The following is a 15,209-nucleotide window of genomic DNA, read 5'->3' on the forward strand; positions in this document are numbered from 1 at the left end:
CTCTAGCTGAAGAGCGGGGTGCTCAGGTAGCGTTCGCCGGTGTCGCAGACGATGAACACGATCATCTTGCCCGCGTTTTCCTCGCGCCGGGCCAGTTCCAGGGCCGCGGCGCAGTTGGCTCCGGACGAGATGCCGCAGAGGATGCCTTCCTCGCGCATGAGCCGTTTTGCCGTCGCCATCGCGTCGTCGTTCTTGATGCGGATGATCTCGTCGATGATCTCCGTGTTCAGCGCGCCGGGCACGAAGCCCGCGCCGATGCCCTGGATGGCGTGCGGGCCGGGCTGGCCGCCGGACAGGACCGGGGAGGCGTCGGGCTCCACGGCCACGGCTTTGAGTCCCGGCTTTTTGGCCTTCAGGGTCTCGGCCACGCCGGTCAGGGTGCCGCCGGTGCCCACGCCTGCCACGAAGATGTCCACCTTGCCGTCCGTGTCCTCCCAGATCTCCGGACCCGTGGTCCTGCGATGGGCCTCGGGATTGGCCGGGTTTTCGAACTGCATGGGCATGAAGGCGTTGTCCGTCTCCTCGACGATCTTCTCGGCCCGCGCGATGGCCCCTTTCATGCCCTCGGCCGCCGGGGTCAGGACCAGCTCCGCGCCCAGGCCCTTGAGCAGCTTGCGTCGCTCCATGGACATGGACTCGGGCATGGTCAGGATCAGGCGCATGCCCTTGACCGCGCAGACGAAGGCCAGGCCGATGCCGGTGTTGCCCGAGGTCGGCTCCACCAGAACCGTGTTTTCATCGATGGTCCCGTCCGCCAGGGCGGTCTCGATCATGTTCGCGCCGATGCGGTCCTTGACCGAGCCGCACGGGTTGTAGAATTCCAGCTTGGCCACCACGTCGGCCTTGAGGCCGTCCGAGAGCCTGTTCAGGCGTACCAAGGGCGTCCGGCCGATGAGTTGCGTCATGTTGTCGGCTATTTTCATGGCTACTCCGAGAAGCTTTTGGTGCAGGCCGGTGCCTGCTTTTCCGCCGAAAACGGCGAGAGTTTGCGCAGGTTTTCTATGATGGGCGGCAGGGACTCGACCACGAAGTCGATCTCCTTTTCGGTGTTGAACCGGCTCAAGGAGAAGCGGATGGACCCGTGGGCGAAGGTGAAAGGCACGCCCATGGCGCGGAGCACGTGGGACGGCTCCAGGCTGCCCGAGGTGCAGGCCGAGCCGGAGCTGGCCGCGATGCCCAGCTGGTCCATCATCAGCAGGATGGCCTCGCCCTCGACATATCCGAAGGAGATGTTCGAGGTGTTGGGCAGGCGGTGTTCCGGATCGCCGTTGAGCTTGGTGTCCGGGACCGCCGCAAGCAGCCCGGTTTCCAGCTTGTCGCGCAGCCGCTTGACCTCGGTATTCTCCTCGGCCATGTGCTCGCGGGCCAGTTCGCACGCCTTGCCCAGGGCGATGATGCCCGTGGTGTTCTCGGTGCCCGCGCGGCGGCTGCGTTCCTGGTGCCCGCCGATGAGGAAGGGGCGGAAGGGCAACCGCTTGCGCACGAACAGGGCGCCCACGCCCTTGGGGGCGTGCAGCTTGTGGCCGGACAGGGAGAGCATGTCCACCGGGGCCTTGGACAGGTCGATGTCCACCTTGCCCACGGCCTGGACCGCGTCGGTGTGGAAGAATACGTCGTGCTCCTTGGCGATTCTGGCCATCTCCTCGATGGGATAGATGTTCCCGGTCTCGTTGTTGGCCCACATGACCGAGACGATGGCCGTGTCCGGGCGCAGCGCGGCCTCGTACTCTTCGAGGTCCAGGCGGCCGTACTTGTCGGTGCCGAGGTAGGTGACCTCGTAGCCGTCCTTTTTCTCGAGGTATTTGCACAGGCTCAGGATGGCCGGGTGCTCCACGGCGGTGGTGACGATGTGCCGCCGGTCGGGCCGGGCGTTCAGGGCAGAGCGGATGGCCGTGTTGTCGGACTCGGAGCCGCAGGAGGTGAAGATGATCTCCTCGGGCTCGCAGCCGAGCAGGCCGGCCACCGAGGCGCGGGCCTGTTTGAGCGTGGCCCCCACCTGTCCGCCGAAGCGGTGCATGGACGAGGGGTTGCCGTACAGTTCGGTGAAATAAGGCTTGATGGCCTCGAAGACAGCCGGGTCCACCCGGGTGGTGGCGTTGTTGTCCAGATAAATGGTGTCCATGGATCAGCCCTCCCGGACCTTCAGATTGGGATCGACCTTTTCCTTGAGGCTGGACTCGACCAGGTTGTTGAGGGTCGCCTGGCTGGACGGGCAGCCCGAGCACATGCCCAGGAAGCGGACCACCACGGTATCGCGGTCGATGTCCACCAGTTCGATGTTGCCGCCGTCCGCCTTGAGCCTGGGCCGGATGTCGTCGTCGATGACCGACTCGATGAGGTGCATGCGCTGGATGTTGGTCATGCCCTCGGCCGGGAAGGCGGGCTTGCTCGACGGGGTGGGGCAGACGCCTTGTCCGTGGGCCTCGGCCAGGAGGCGCTCCAGGTCCGGGATGCACTTGCCGCATCCGCCGCCCGCCTTGGTGAAGTTGGTCACGTCCTCCACGGTCTTGAGGTCGTTGGCCTTGATGGCCTCGAGGATCTCCTCGTCGAACACGCCGAAGCATTCGCAGATGAGCTCGCCTTCGTGGGAGTGCTCGGCCTTGGAAGGAGCCTCGCCGCGCATGTTCTTGATGGCCTGCTCCAGGGCCTCCTGGCCCATGACCGAGCAGTGCATCTTTTCCCGAGGCAGGCCGCCCAGGTATTCGGCGATGTCCTTGTTGGTGATCTTTTCCGCCTCTTCCACGGTCTTGCCGATGAGCAACTCGGTCAGGGCGGAACTGGAGGCGATGGCGCTGGCACAACCGAAGGTCTGGAACTTGGCGTCGCTGATTCTTCCTTCGTCGTCGACCTTGATGTACAGGGTCAGGGCGTCGCCGCAGGCCAGCGAGCCGACTTCCCCGATCCCGTCGGCGTCCTCCAGGGTGCCGGCGTTGCGCGGGTTCAGGAAGTGGTCCTTAACTTTGTCGGTATATTCCCACATATTCTCTCCGGGATGGCTGAAGATGTATGAACGGTTGTAACAAGTGTGATACGATCATATTCGTGTACAGTAAGTCCCGCTTCGCCGGCTGTAAAGTCTTGAAGGTGGATTACAGCGACATGATCCCCGGAATCAGGGCCGCTTTTTCGTAAACGGCCATGACCTCGTCCGCCGAACACATGGTCGAAGTCATTGTCACGCTGGTATATTTTCCGGTCCGGGACTGGCGGGTCTCGAGTTTCTCCGAGGCGAAAAGCTCCTGGAAGCGGTCAAGGCTCTCCGCCGGTACGATAAATTTGTAGATATACGGGCACGGCCATTGGTGATGTTCATCAAGAGCCTGCTTGAATTGTTTTGATTTGTCGGACATAAGATTCTCCTGTTTCGATTTTGACGAAACGGTCTATAGGGGGTTTGTTTCCGGCGTGTCAAACCAGTCGGTAGCATAGCTTAAAGAACCAACTATTCCAATAAAATGGTTTTTCCATCACGCAATTTATAACATCAATCAAGAACAAGCTGGGATATGGTCCAATATCGAGAAGGGGAGCGGTCGGCGCTCTGATTTGAACAAGGAAAGGAAATGAGTGATATAGTTGACGTTCTCGTCGTCGACGACGAACGGATCAATCTCAAGCTGGTGGAGGGCATCCTGCGGGGGCAGGACCTCAACCTGAAGATGGCCACGTCCGGAGCGGAGGCCCTGAAGATGATCCCGGACCACGACTTCGCCGTGGCCCTTCTCGACGTCATGATGCCCGGCATGGACGGCTTCGAGCTGGCCGAGAAAATACGCAGCTCGGAAGCCACCCGGAACATCCCCATCATTTTCATCACCGCCATCAGCAAGGAGCAACGGCACGTCTTCCACGGCTACGAGCTGGGCGCGGTGGACTACCTGTTCAAGCCGGTCGAGCCGGAAATTCTGCGCGGCAAGACCAATATTTTCGCCGACCTGCACCGGCACAAGCGGTCCCTGCTGGAGACTACCAAGCGGCTCGAGGCCACGGTGGATGAGCTCAAGGCGTCCCAGGAGGCCCTGGCCCGGTCCGAGCAGCGCTACCGCATGGTGGCCGACTACAACTACGACTGGGAGAGTTGGATCGGACCGGACAACAAGCCCCGGTACATTTCGCCATCCTGCGAGCGGATCAGCGGATATCCGCCCGAACGGTTTCTGGAGGAGCCCGAGCTGATGGAGCGGCTCGTCCACCAGGATGACCTGAGCCGGTGGATCCAGTTCATGCAAGACGACACCGTGGGCGACGAGGAGAGCCTCGACTTCCGCATCAGCGACATCAACGCCAAGACCAAATGGCTGAGCCTGGTCAGGCACTCCATCTTCGCGGACGACGGCGCGCCGCTGGGCATCCGACTGAGCATGCGCGACATCACCAACCGCAAGCTCATCGAGAGCAAGTTGAAGCACAGCGCCTTCCACGACACCCTGACCGGACTGCCCAACCGGGCTCTCTTCCTGGAGCGGCTCAGCCGGGCGGCGGAGCGGTGTTCACGCACGGGCGAACACTTCGCGGTCCTGTTCATCAACATGGACCGCTTCCAGGCGGTCAACGACCACTACGGGCACAGCGTGGGCGACAAGCTCATGGTCCGGCTCGGGGTCAAGCTCCAGCAGACGGTCCGGTCCGTGGACACCGTGGCCCGATTCGGCAGCGACGAGTTCGGCGTGCTCCTCGAGGACATCCCCAGGCGGAGCGAGGTCCGGACCCTTATCCGCAAGATTTTTGACTCGTTCAAGAAGCCGGTGGAGGTGGACGGCATCACCTTCACCCTGTCGGCCAGCATCGGCTACGACATCGGCTCCAGCGCGGACGTGGACTCCGAGGAGATCGTGCACAATGCCCAGGTGGCCATGAACGAGGCCAAGGAGGAGGGCAAGAACCGGATCACCGCCTACGACAAACGCATGCGCGAGGGCATGGTCAACGTCCTGGCCGTGGAAAACGAGCTCAAGCGGGCTTTGGAGGCTCGGGAGTTCACCGCCCATTTCCAGCCCATCGTCAACCTGGCTGACGGCAGCCTGTACGGATTCGAGGCCCTGGCCCGGTGGGATCACCCGGAGCGCGGCCTGGTCAGCCCCGGCGAATTCATCCCCGTGGCCGAGGAGACCGGCCAGATCGTGGACCTCGGCGCCCAGATCCTGGAAAAGGCGTGCACGGCCATGCAGGGGTGGACGAGGCTCTACCCGGCGGCGGAAAAGTTGACCATGGCCGTGAACATCTCGGCCAAGCAGTTCGCGGAAAGCACGCTCGCGGCCAATGTGGAGCGCATCCTGAAAAAATCGGGCCTGCGACCCGGCCGGCTGAAACTCGAGATCACCGAAACCGTGGTCATGCTCGACGCCATGAAATCGGTGAATCAACTGAAGTCACTGAAAAACCTCGGTGTTCTCCTTTCCATCGACGATTTCGGAACCGGGTATTCGTCCATGAGCTATCTGCAGAAATTTCCCACGGACCAGCTCAAGATTGACTTGAGCTTCGTTCAGCGCATGGAATCCACCCCGGAAAACATCGAGATCATCCGGGCCATAGTGAACATGGCCCATTCCCTGCGGCTGCGCGTGGTGGCCGAGGGCATCGAGACGGAGCGCCAAAGGGACTTGCTTTATTCCCTGCAATGCGATTACGGTCAGGGCTACTTGTATTCACGGCCGCTTCCGCAGGAGGAGGCCGAAGAGTTCGTCAAGGATTCCGAGTAGATTTACCGGCATTTCATCTCTCTCTCAATCACTGGAGCTTTTCCCCATGAATCTCAGCGCACCGCAACTGCTCACCTGGATCGTCGGCGTCATCATCGGCCTTCTCGGCATTCTCATACAGATCGACGTCATGTCCATTCCGGCCCTGGAAGACCTGATCCGGCCCTTTTGGCTCGTGTCCACCGGGTTCGTCATCCTGGCCGTCTCCAACCTATTCCGTAGCCTGTAAGGGAGCGGAATCTCGCCGTGCCGTGTCCGGGGCTTGACGAAAAATCGTCAAGCCCCTGTTTTTTTTCGTCCGGATGTTGTAAAGTCTACTGGTAATCAATACTGTTACAGGATCGCTTTGACGGTTGATTCGCAAAGGAGGGTTAGCGTCAATGGCAGATTTGAAACGATGGAGCCGCGACGAGATCTCGCGCATGCGCAGCGACGTGGACCGGCTCTTTGACGATCTGTGTGCCGACTTCAACCTGCCGACTATGTTCTGCCGCATGGCGGGCGATCTCTCCCTGGAGGAAGAGGGAGAGACCCTCGTGGTCAGGCTGGAACTGGGCACCATGGACCCGGACGACGTGCACGTCTCGGTGATGGACCGGCAGCTGTCCATCGTGGCCGAGACCCGCGAGTCCGGACCTGGCCACACCAGCACCCACAGCTTCCACAAGGATCTGCGCCTGCCGTGCCGCATCGACACCGCAGGCGTCAGGGCCGAGTTCACGGACGGCGTGCTCGTAGTCCGGTTGCCCAAATGCTCGCTCCAGTCGGGGCAAAAAATCGCAATTTCCCGGAAATAACCTACGGAGACGGATTATGGCCAAGAAAAGCACCGCATTCGAAGTTCCCGTCAAGAAGCTCAAGTGGACCCCGGGCCCTGATCAACTATCCATCAAGACGACCGATGACCTTGAACCCCAGAAGGACATCATCGGGCAGAAGCGCGGCGTGGAAGCCTTCCGTTTCGGCCTGGGCATGGTCAAGAAGGGGTACAACATCTTTGTCACGGGCCAGCCCGGCACCGGACGCCTGTCCACGGTGCGCAAGCTGCTGGGCGAGATGGGCGACGGACGCGCGACGCCCAGCGACATCTGCTACGTGAACAACTTCAAGCATCCCGAAGCGCCCATCCTGCTCCACTTCGAGCCGGGACAGGGCGACCGCTTCAAGAAGGACATGCAGAAGTTCCTGGAGAACATCAAGCGGGAGGTCCCGCAGCTCTTCGAGAGCGAGGAGTACATCGCCCGCAAGAACTCCATCGCCGAGGCCCATGAAAAAAAGGTCATGGGCTTCTACAAGGCCATTGAAGACCAGGTGAAGGACACCGGTCTGGTGGTGGTCCGCATGCAGATGGGTCCCATCCAGCGGCCCGACGTGGTCCCGCTGGTGGACGGCGAGCCCAAGCGTATGATCGAGCTGGAGGAGCTGGTCGAAAAGGGCCGCTTCCCGCGCGACGAATACGAGAAGCTGCGCGACAAACGGCTGGAACTCAAGGAGCAGATCGACCACATCGTCCAGGAGCTCAAGGAGCTCCAGAAGGAGGTCGGCGAGAAGCACCGCGAGGTGGACCGGCTCATGTTCCTGGCCCTTGCCCAGGAGTTCGTCAAGCCGGTACGCGAGGCGTACTCGGATGACAAGATATCGAAATACCTGGATTCCGTGCTCGACAACATGGTCGAGGACCTGGATTCCATCAAGGCCCTGGGGAGCGGCGGCCAGCCCGGCCCGATCCCCGGCATGATCATGCCCGGCCCCTCGGCTGAGATGGTCTTCCAGCCGTACCAGGTCAACCTGCTGGTGGACAACGCCGAGACGCAGGGGCCGCCGGTCATCGTGGAGTCCTACCCCACATACCGCAACCTGTTCGGCTCCATCGAACGGGTCATGGACCGTATGGGCGGATGGCACACGGACTACACCAAGATCAAGGCGGGCTCCTTCGTCAAGGCCAACGGCGGCTATCTCGTCATCAATCTGATGGACGCCATCATGGAGCCGGGCGTCTGGCAGACCCTGAAGCGCGCGCTCAAGACCGAGAAGATCGAGATCGAGACCTTTGATCCGTACTATTTCATCAGCGCCACCGGGCTCAAACCCGAGCCCATCGAGATGGCGGTCAAGGTCGTCGTGCTCGGCAGTCCGTACCTCTACGCCATACTGCGCAACTACGACGAGGACGTGCCCAAGATCTTCAAGGTCCGGGCCGACTACGAGTCGAGCATGGACGTGACCGACGAGTCGGTCCTTGAAGTGGCCCGGTTCGTCAAGGGCGAGGTGGACCGCAACGGCCTCAAGCCGTTCGACCAGTCCGGCGTGGCCGCCGTGCTGGAGGAGGGGGTCCGCTGGGCGGGTAGGCAGGAGAAGATCACCACCGCCTTCCCGGGGCTGGGCGACCTCCTGAGCGAGGCCGACTTCTTCGCGGGCCTCGCCGACTCCAAGACGGTCACGGGCGAACACGTCACCGAGGCCATCGAGGCCAAGGTCTACCGCTCCAACCAGGTGGAGGAGCGGATCCAGGAGATGATCGACCGGGGCAGCCTGTTCGTGGACACGGACGGCGAGGTCGCGGGCCAGGTCAACGGCCTGGCCGTGTATTCCCTAGGCGACTATATGTTCGGGAAACCTTCAAGGATCACGGCGGTTACCTCGCTGGGCAAGGAAGGGATCATCAACATCGAGCGCGAGGCCGATATGTCCGGGCCGACCCACAACAAGGGCATGCTCATCCTGTCCGGTTTCCTGCGCAGCCGGTTCGCCCAGGACAAGCCCATGTCGCTCGCGGCCAGCATCGCCTTCGAGCAGTCCTACGGCGGCATCGACGGCGACTCGGCCTCGTCGACCGAGCTCTACGCGCTGTTGTCCAGCCTGTCCGGGGTGCCCATCCGCCAGTATATCGCGGTCACCGGCTCGGTGAACCAGTACGGCGAGGTACAGCCCATCGGCGGGGTGAACCAGAAGATCGAAGGGTTCTTCCTGTGCTGCAAGCACGCCGGCCTGACCGGCAAGCAGGGCGTGATGATCCCGTATCCCAACATCAAGGATTTAATGCTCCGCGACGAGGTCATCGAGGCGGTCAAGGACGGCAAGTTCCACATATGGGCCGTGAAGACCATTGACGAGGGCATCGAGATACTGACCGGCATGAAGGCGGGCGTCCGCAAGGCGGACGGCACGTATCCCGCCAAGACCATTAATAAACTGGTGGATGACAAGCTGCGGGGACTCGCCGACAAGCTGGCCGCCTTCGGCAAGGACGAGAAGGACGAAAAGGACGAGAAAAAGTCCTCCAAGAAAACGACCAGGAGCAAGCCCGCCAAGAAGTAGGGCGGCGCGCTCAGTTGATCACAACAAAAGGGTTGCGATACGTCGCAACCCTTTTTCGAGGTTTACATGAATCTGTTGCGTTTGAATATCTGGAGAAAGTGCATCCTGGGCGGCTTTATCGCCGCCGTGGTGCTTATGTTCGCCATTGATTGGGGCTACCACTTCAACGTCGGCCACGTGGTCCGGCTGTTCGTCGGGGCCGTTGCCCTGTGGCTGGTCGTGGACCGGCTCTAGGTCGGGCCGATCAGGGGAGATCGCACGTCATGCGGCTGTTCCCGGCCATTCTGATCATGCCTCGGGCGGGAAGGTGTCGGCCACGATTTGGGCTGCTTCTTCCAGCCACCGGCACCGCTCGTCCAAGGTGGAGGTGCAGACGATCCGGAACATGCGCCGGGTGACGTCCGGTACCCCGCACAGGCCGAAGACGCAGTCCTTCCAGATCCGCTCCAACGGGTCGCCGAAGACCGCGTCCTCGCGTCCTCCCTCGGTGTTCGAGGTGTTGAAGACTATGGCCCTGTCCGCCTTGAGCAGTCCGACGGGCACGCCCTCGCCGCCGTCTTCGCCCACGAACTCGTAGGCCGTGCCGGGCCGCATGACCCGGTCCACCCATCCGGCCAGCACGGCCGGGGGCATGCCCCACCAGTTGGGGTGGACCACGATCAGGCCGTCGGCCGTGGCCGCCTCTTCGCAGTGACGGGCCACGTCCTCGGGCAGCTCCGCTCCGCGCGCGATCTCTCCGGCGGGCAGCAGGGGGTCGAATCCCTCGGCATGGAGGTCATGAAAAAGGACTTCGTGGCCGTTTCTCTCCAGGGTCTGTCGAGCTGCGCCCGCGATGGCGTGGTTGAAGCTGTTCGGGTCCGGGTGGGCCAGGATCAAAAGTATGCGCATTGATTTCTTCCTTTGATTTTGGGCTGAAATAGACCGGAGTGGGGCGAAATGGCAAGTTCTTTTGGGAAAGTACTTGACCTTTCGTTTGGGCCGGACTAATCGAATCGGTAAAGAGAAAAGGAACTTTCCCATGTTGCGTTTCGAAAACACCATTTCCATCATTCCCGCCAGCCTAGCCGTGGCCAGCGTATGCGTCGTCGTGGACGTAGTAGTAGGTGGTGTTCATAGGGACGCGCCATAGCGGGATTGTTGCAAGCGAATTTCATAAACCCCCGTCGGTGCGAACCGGTGGGGGTTTTTTCTTGATTCCTACCGGACACGGGGCAACAGGAGGCTCTCATGAAAATGTCAGGTGCGGAAATAACCATCAAATTGCTGGAACGGCAGGGTGTGCGGACCATTGCCGGCATCCCGGGAGGGGCGAATCTGCCGCTCTACGATGCCCTGGGGCAAAACGGCAATATCAAACACATCCTGACCCGGCACGAGCAGGGGGCCGGGTTCATCGCCCAGGGCATGGCCCGGGTCACGGGCAAGCCCGCGGTCTTTTTCGCCACCTCCGGGCCGGGCGCGACCAACACCCTGACGGCCATAGCCGACGCCAAGCTCGATTCCATCCCGATCATCTGCATCACCGGCCAGGTGCCCCTGTCCATGATCGGCACCGACGCCTTTCAGGAGGTGGACACCTACGGCCTGTCCGTGCCCATCACCAAGCACAATTTTCTGGTCCGGTCCGCCGAGGACCTGCTGCGGGTCATCCCCGAGGCCTTCCGCATCGCGGCCAGCGGCCGTCCCGGCCCGGTGGTCGTCGACGTGCCCAAGGACGTGCAGATGGCCGAGGTCGAATTTGACCAGTGGCCCGAGCCCGGCGTCCCGGACCGGACCCCGGAGTTGTTCAACGGCGAGATAGAGCACGCGGCGGCCATGATCAACCGGGCCGAAAAGCCCATTTTCTACCTGGGCGGCGGCGTGATCCAGTCCGACTCCGCGTCCAAGGCGCTGGCCGTGGCCGAGAAGGGGGCCATCTCGTCCGCCATGACCCTCATGGGGCTGGGGTCCATCCCCACAGGCCATCCGCTGAACCTCGGCATGCTCGGCATGCACGCGGCGCGCTACACCAATCTGGCCCTGGAGGAGTGCGACCTGCTCATCGCCGTGGGGGTGCGCTTCGACGACCGGGCCACGGGCAAGGTCTCTGAATTCTGTCCCAACGCCAAGATCGTCCATATGGACATCGATCCGAGCGAACTGGACAAGATCAAGACCGCCCACGCCTCGGTGCGCGGCGACGTGGCCGACGTGCTCGACGCGCTGCTGCCGCATATCGAGCGCCGGAACCGGACCGGGTGGAACAGCCGGATCGAGGCCCTCAAGACGGCCCATCCCATGATCGTTCCGGGCGCGGACGACCCGACTTCCCCCTACGGCGTCATCCTCAAGGCCGCCGAGCTGGCCGGGGATCAGGCCATTGTCTGCACCGACGTGGGCCAGCACCAGATGCGCACCGCACAGGTCTATCCCTTCACCCAGCCGCGCCACTGGCTGACCTCCGGCGGCCTCGGGACCATGGGGTTCGGCATGCCCGCCGCCCTGGGCGCGGCCCTGGCCGCCCCGGACAAGCCGGTCATCTGCTTCTCGGGTGACGGCTCCATCATGATGAACATCCAGGACCTGGCCACGGCCATGGAGTACGACATCCCGGTCAAGATCATCCTGACCAACAACAACGCCCTGGGGCTTGTCCGCCAGCAGCAAAACCTCTTCTACGGCAAGCGCTACGTCGCCTCCAATTATTGCAAGTGCGTCGATTTCATTAAGATCGCGGACGGCTTCGGGATCAGCACCTATGACCTGGGCTCCTGCGACGACCCCGAGGGCACCCTGGCCGAGGCCCTGGCCGCGCCCGGTCCGGCGTTGATCCACGTGCCCATCAGCCCGGACGAGCCGGTGTACCCCATGGTGGCCCCCGGAGCGGCCAATTCCCAAATGATCGGAGGTGAGAGCCATGTGTAAACAGACCGTCATCGAATTGTCCGTGAACAACCATCCCGGCGTCATGTCCCACATCTGCGGCCTGTTCGCGCGCCGAGCGTACAACGTCGAGGGCATCGCCTGCATGCCGGTCAACGGCGGTCATACCAGCAAGATATGGCTGCTGGTGGACGCGGACGACCGTCTGGACCAGATGATAAAGCAGGTGGACAAGCTCGAGGACGTGCTCATCGTCGAGCGCTACGACAGCGGCCATCCGGTCTTTGCCAAGATGGCCGAATTCGTCCAGTAAGCCTCTCTGCGGGACCGGTGGAAACGCCGGTCCCGTCTAGGATCGGGTCGCTTCCAGGGTGATTGTGGCGATCTGGTGGTAGAAAGCCCGCTGTTCCCGGTTCAGAGGCAGCTGGTCATCGGTCGCCAGGACGTTGTAGGCGTTGGCCATGCGGCGGCGCACCAGCTGCGGCTGTTGTTTCCGCCAGGTGGCCCCTTGGGCGAGCAGCTGTTCGGCACGCCGGATAATGTGCGCGGCCCGAATGGTCGAGGAGTGGCGAGCCAGCACCTCGCGCCGCCCCTTGGCCGCGACCGCTTCCGCGCTGCCGTCAACCAGGGCCCTGCGGGCCCTTTCCGCCGCCCCGGCCGCGTCGCCGCGCGGGTAGAGGAGCACGTTCTCGCCGTCGGCGAATAGGTCGTTCAGGCCGTTGTCCACCTCTTCCGTCAGCAGGGCCGCGCCGCAGGCCATGGCCTCGAACACCCGGAAATTGAGCTCCCCGGCGGCCGACTGGTTGAGCACGATCCGGCTGCGGTTGAAGATGGGCACGTAATTCCCCTGGGTGACAAACAAGGGGTGGCGTTTCCTGAAATCGTCGAGAAAGAGCTTGCGCCCCTTGTTGATGGATCCTTCCACCGTACCCACGAAGGAGACCGGCACGTCCCGCTCCAGCCCCGGGTCCTTGTCCCGCGCAGGATTGCAGAAAAGCGGGAACCATTCCAGCTCGTTGCCCAGCTGTTCCTGCTCGAAGAGCGGCAGGTAGTCCTTTTGGGCCACGAGCATAAGGTCGAAGGCGGCCGCAAAGGCCATGTGCCAGGGATTGCAGTACTGGTCGATGGAAAAGCCCACGGTCACGGCGGGCAGGGCTTCGATGCCGATGACCGAGGGCGGGCGGCAGATGTCGCTCCAGACCACCAGGTCCGGGGTAAAGGCCCGTTCCCTGAGCAGGTCCAGCAGGTCGGCCAGGGAGAGAACGGTCTCCAGGCGGACGTCGCAGTTGGGGTCGGGGCCGAGCCACAGCACCTCGTGTCCCATCTTCCTGAAGGGGGTGATGAAATAGTGGCCGTCGAGGTTGAGAATGCGCATGCCGTATCCTTGTCTTGGGTAGCCAGTCCGGACATATATATACGGATTTGTCCTGCCGGATCAAGTAAGGGGATATCGGCGGGATTCATTGCTCCGGGGTCTAAAGATATTGGCGCGGCGACCGATAAACCATCAGGATCGGTTTAATCTCCGGGAGACGGTATGGCCCTGACCGACATCGAAAAGAGCTTCCTCTACGACTACTCGTTGCAGCTGTTGCAGCAGGATATGCTGACGAATCAGTTGTTCGGGTCGTCCGCGGTGGGGCAGAACCTGCGCAGCCTGGTGCTGGGCGGGCCTGTTCGGGCGGCCACCTTCACCAACCCGTTCGAGGAGGCCATCAGCGGCCAGCTGCGCGGTGATGCTTCGGCCGTGCGCCAGGCCTCGCGCAACGTGGGCGAGGCCGCGTCCATGATGGGCGTGGCGCGCACCGAAATGGCCACGATCATGGACGCCCTGAACGACATGGAGGACATGATCGACAAGATCAACACCGGCGAACTGGACGGCACCAGCGCCGTGGTACAGAGCGACTTCGACGCGCTCCGCGACAAGATCACCGGGACCATCTCCGCCGCCGACTTCAACGGCATCGCGGTTCTCGATTCCTCCCAGTGGGGCACGGACCAGATCGACGCCAACGGCAATGTCTACATTCAGTCCAGCAAGGACGGCGGCTTCAATGTCACCTTCCATTCCGTGGACACCCCGTCCAGCGGCGTGGCCTGGTCCGACCTGGACGGCACGGCCCTGGGCGCGGCGGGCACCCGCGCCACCCAACTGGGGTACGTTCAATCCCTGCAGAGCGAGATGTCAGCCATCCTGGACGTCTACGAGGGCAAGGAGGACAGCCTCCAGTCCCAGCAGCTCAACCTGGAGAGCCAGGCCCAACTCCTGGACCAGGCCGCCCAGCTGCGCAAGCCTTCCGATCCGGACTATTCCCTGGAGCAGCTCCTGGCCGATCTCGTGGCCCGGACCACGGGCACGATCTTCGACAGCAACGGCTGACAACGTCTGGAAGACAGAAGGGAAACAGGCGTTGACGACTTAAACTGAGACACAAAAAGAAATCGCCTCTCGTGAGAGAGGCGATTTCTTTAATATATGTGGAGCTGCTGGGCGGGATTGAACCGCCTACCTCATCCTTACCAAGGATGCGCTCTACCGATTGAGCTACAGCAGCGTTCCGGCTATTTTCGAAGAAATGGCAGGCCGATTTTTCATCGGCCCGCCGGGGTATTTCTTCGTTTGGTCGGGATGAAAGGATTTGAACCTTCGACCCCTTGAACCCCATGACCGGAGTTGAATCTGTATGTTTTGAAATTATTAGATAAATTTTGAAGTGGATAACAGATTTTGGCTAAAAATGGGGATTTAGTGCTGGGGGAGGTATTCTGTCAGGGTATAGGTTATCTGTTGTTATTTTGTCATTTTGGCCAAATAGCAGGTGCTACAACGCCACGAATGCTTCCGCTGAATTGTCGTAACTTAGTGATTGGCGATAGAATAGTTACTTTAAGAGTGACAGTGTTTCCAGATAACGAATTTGGGATTTCCAGCGAAAAGAGGAGAACCTTACAGCCGTCTTGATTATAAACCACAATTGGACGTGAATTTTGCGGAGATATGGTTTCATGTTGGACTGATTTGCCATCAACTTCCAATGAATACTGGATTTTCCCATCTAAGTTTTGAAAAGGTTCGATAGCAGGGCTACTACACGGAAGGACTAAAAAGAAGGCATAGGGTACGTCGAATCTTTTTTTCAAATAGCCGCTGATGGTTGCTCCTTTTTGCAACACGTCGAAATCAGAAACAAAGATAGGTTGGTAAAATGTTCCTGTTCTGAAATTTGCTGCAAAGTAATCCGATCTCCAGATCGACCAACATCCAATAACAACAACCAAACATAGAATCAGTATTTTATTCTTCATTTTGTCATCGTCAGG

15 protein-coding genes and 1 tRNA gene are annotated in these 15,209 nt (G+C 61.2%); 8 read left to right on the forward strand and 8 right to left on the reverse strand.

Annotation, left to right across the window (positions count from 1 at the left end; translation table 11 throughout):
- Positions 1 to 2: 2 nt before the first annotated feature.
- From cysK to ACR42D_RS08605, 4 genes are all read right to left on the reverse strand, one after another.
- Complete coding sequence (cysK, locus tag ACR42D_RS08590) at positions 3 to 923, reverse strand: cysteine synthase A (protein WP_484566402.1); 921 nt, start codon at positions 921 to 923, stop codon at positions 3 to 5.
- Between the two features lie 2 nt (positions 924 to 925).
- The gene (gene nifS / locus ACR42D_RS08595; protein WP_484566403.1) at positions 926 to 2,122 is read right to left on the reverse strand and encodes a cysteine desulfurase NifS; all 1,197 of its coding nucleotides are present in this window, start codon (positions 2,120 to 2,122) and stop codon (positions 926 to 928) included.
- Positions 2,123 to 2,125: 3 nt separating this feature from the next.
- A complete protein-coding gene (gene nifU, locus ACR42D_RS08600; RefSeq protein WP_484566404.1) occupies positions 2,126 to 2,980 on the reverse strand; it encodes a Fe-S cluster assembly protein NifU in 855 nt (284 codons plus the stop codon).
- Positions 2,981 to 3,089: 109 nt separating this feature from the next.
- A complete protein-coding gene (locus tag ACR42D_RS08605; RefSeq protein ID WP_484566405.1) occupies positions 3,090 to 3,350 on the reverse strand; it encodes a DUF493 family protein in 261 nt (86 codons plus the stop codon).
- 213 nt (positions 3,351 to 3,563) lie between these two features.
- Between ACR42D_RS08605 and ACR42D_RS08610 the strand changes: the two genes are divergently transcribed.
- The 5 genes from ACR42D_RS08610 (at position 3,564) to ACR42D_RS08630 (ending at position 9,257) form a co-directional block, all read left to right on the forward strand.
- On the forward strand, positions 3,564 to 5,702 hold the full coding sequence (locus ACR42D_RS08610; RefSeq protein WP_484566406.1) for an EAL domain-containing response regulator: 2,139 nt from the start codon (positions 3,564 to 3,566) through the stop codon (positions 5,700 to 5,702).
- Between the two features lie 46 nt (positions 5,703 to 5,748).
- Positions 5,749 to 5,931, forward strand: a complete 183-nt coding sequence (locus ACR42D_RS08615) for a hypothetical protein (RefSeq protein ID WP_484566407.1) — start codon at positions 5,749 to 5,751, stop codon at positions 5,929 to 5,931.
- 151 nt (positions 5,932 to 6,082) lie between these two features.
- Entirely contained in the window at positions 6,083 to 6,499 is a 417-nt protein-coding gene (locus tag ACR42D_RS08620; RefSeq protein WP_484566408.1) for an Hsp20/alpha crystallin family protein, read from the forward strand.
- A gap of 16 nt (positions 6,500 to 6,515) precedes the next feature.
- On the forward strand, positions 6,516 to 9,023 hold the full coding sequence (locus ACR42D_RS08625; protein WP_484566409.1) for a Lon protease family protein: 2,508 nt from the start codon (positions 6,516 to 6,518) through the stop codon (positions 9,021 to 9,023).
- Positions 9,024 to 9,089: 66 nt separating this feature from the next.
- Positions 9,090 to 9,257: a hypothetical protein gene (locus ACR42D_RS08630; protein ID WP_484566410.1), complete on the forward strand. Its 168-nt coding sequence runs from the start codon at positions 9,090 to 9,092 to the stop codon at positions 9,255 to 9,257.
- A gap of 54 nt (positions 9,258 to 9,311) precedes the next feature.
- Here ACR42D_RS08630 and ACR42D_RS08635 read toward each other — a convergent pair whose 3' ends face one another.
- Positions 9,312 to 9,911, reverse strand: coding sequence for an NAD(P)H-dependent oxidoreductase (locus ACR42D_RS08635; RefSeq protein WP_484566411.1), 600 nt, complete (start codon positions 9,909 to 9,911; stop codon positions 9,312 to 9,314).
- 339 nt (positions 9,912 to 10,250) lie between these two features.
- Between ACR42D_RS08635 and ilvB the strand changes: the two genes are divergently transcribed.
- Positions 10,251 to 11,927, forward strand: a complete 1,677-nt coding sequence (gene ilvB, locus ACR42D_RS08640) for an acetolactate synthase large subunit (RefSeq protein WP_484566412.1) — start codon at positions 10,251 to 10,253, stop codon at positions 11,925 to 11,927.
- Positions 11,920 to 12,198 (forward strand): acetolactate synthase small subunit, encoded by a 279-nt coding sequence (ilvN, locus tag ACR42D_RS08645; protein WP_484566413.1) that lies wholly within the window; start codon positions 11,920 to 11,922, stop codon positions 12,196 to 12,198. Before ilvB ends, ilvN begins: the two co-directional genes overlap by 8 nt.
- A gap of 36 nt (positions 12,199 to 12,234) precedes the next feature.
- Here ilvN and ACR42D_RS08650 read toward each other — a convergent pair whose 3' ends face one another.
- On the reverse strand, positions 12,235 to 13,260 hold the full coding sequence (locus ACR42D_RS08650; RefSeq protein WP_484566414.1) for a glycosyltransferase family protein: 1,026 nt from the start codon (positions 13,258 to 13,260) through the stop codon (positions 12,235 to 12,237).
- Between the two features lie 162 nt (positions 13,261 to 13,422).
- Here ACR42D_RS08650 and ACR42D_RS08655 point away from each other — a divergent pair, with 162 nt between their 5' ends.
- Complete coding sequence (locus tag ACR42D_RS08655; protein WP_484566415.1) at positions 13,423 to 14,268, forward strand: flagellin; 846 nt, start codon at positions 13,423 to 13,425, stop codon at positions 14,266 to 14,268.
- A 99-nt stretch (positions 14,269 to 14,367) separates the two neighbouring features.
- Here ACR42D_RS08655 and ACR42D_RS08660 read toward each other — a convergent pair.
- Both ACR42D_RS08660 and ACR42D_RS08665 read right to left on the reverse strand, forming a co-directional pair.
- A tRNA-Thr gene (locus ACR42D_RS08660) sits at positions 14,368 to 14,443 on the reverse strand.
- A 244-nt stretch (positions 14,444 to 14,687) separates the two neighbouring features.
- Positions 14,688 to 15,194, reverse strand: a complete 507-nt coding sequence (locus ACR42D_RS08665; RefSeq protein ID WP_484566416.1) for a hypothetical protein — start codon at positions 15,192 to 15,194, stop codon at positions 14,688 to 14,690.
- Positions 15,195 to 15,209: the final 15 nt, after the last annotated feature.

The organism is Pseudodesulfovibrio sp. lm2024, from assembly GCF_051175575.1.
Taxonomy (GTDB): Bacteria; Desulfobacterota; Desulfovibrionia; order Desulfovibrionales; family Desulfovibrionaceae; genus Pseudodesulfovibrio; species Pseudodesulfovibrio caledoniensis.

What these genes read in the sequence shown, in the direction of transcription:
- ACR42D_RS08635 (WP_484566411.1), bottom strand. Translation starts at nt 9,911, where the DNA reads ATGCGCATACTTTTGATCCTGGCCCACCCGGACCCGAACAGCTTCAAC.
- ACR42D_RS08665 (WP_484566416.1), bottom strand. Translation starts at nt 15,194, where the DNA reads ATGAAGAATAAAATACTGATTCTATGTTTGGTTGTTGTTATTGGATGT.
- ilvB (WP_484566412.1), top strand. Translation starts at nt 10,251, where the DNA reads ATGAAAATGTCAGGTGCGGAAATAACCATCAAATTGCTGGAACGGCAG.
- ACR42D_RS08630 (WP_484566410.1), top strand. Translation starts at nt 9,090, where the DNA reads ATGAATCTGTTGCGTTTGAATATCTGGAGAAAGTGCATCCTGGGCGGC.
- ilvN (WP_484566413.1), top strand. Translation starts at nt 11,920, where the DNA reads ATGTGTAAACAGACCGTCATCGAATTGTCCGTGAACAACCATCCCGGC.
- nifS (WP_484566403.1), bottom strand. Translation starts at nt 2,122, where the DNA reads ATGGACACCATTTATCTGGACAACAACGCCACCACCCGGGTGGACCCG.
- ACR42D_RS08655 (WP_484566415.1), top strand. Translation starts at nt 13,423, where the DNA reads ATGGCCCTGACCGACATCGAAAAGAGCTTCCTCTACGACTACTCGTTG.
- ACR42D_RS08625 (WP_484566409.1), top strand. Translation starts at nt 6,516, where the DNA reads ATGGCCAAGAAAAGCACCGCATTCGAAGTTCCCGTCAAGAAGCTCAAG.
- ACR42D_RS08605 (WP_484566405.1), bottom strand. Translation starts at nt 3,350, where the DNA reads ATGTCCGACAAATCAAAACAATTCAAGCAGGCTCTTGATGAACATCAC.
- ACR42D_RS08615 (WP_484566407.1), top strand. Translation starts at nt 5,749, where the DNA reads ATGAATCTCAGCGCACCGCAACTGCTCACCTGGATCGTCGGCGTCATC.
- cysK (WP_484566402.1), bottom strand. Translation starts at nt 923, where the DNA reads ATGAAAATAGCCGACAACATGACGCAACTCATCGGCCGGACGCCCTTG.
- ACR42D_RS08650 (WP_484566414.1), bottom strand. Translation starts at nt 13,260, where the DNA reads ATGCGCATTCTCAACCTCGACGGCCACTATTTCATCACCCCCTTCAGG.
- ACR42D_RS08620 (WP_484566408.1), top strand. Translation starts at nt 6,083, where the DNA reads ATGGCAGATTTGAAACGATGGAGCCGCGACGAGATCTCGCGCATGCGC.
- nifU (WP_484566404.1), bottom strand. Translation starts at nt 2,980, where the DNA reads ATGTGGGAATATACCGACAAAGTTAAGGACCACTTCCTGAACCCGCGC.
- ACR42D_RS08610 (WP_484566406.1), top strand. Translation starts at nt 3,564, where the DNA reads ATGAGTGATATAGTTGACGTTCTCGTCGTCGACGACGAACGGATCAAT.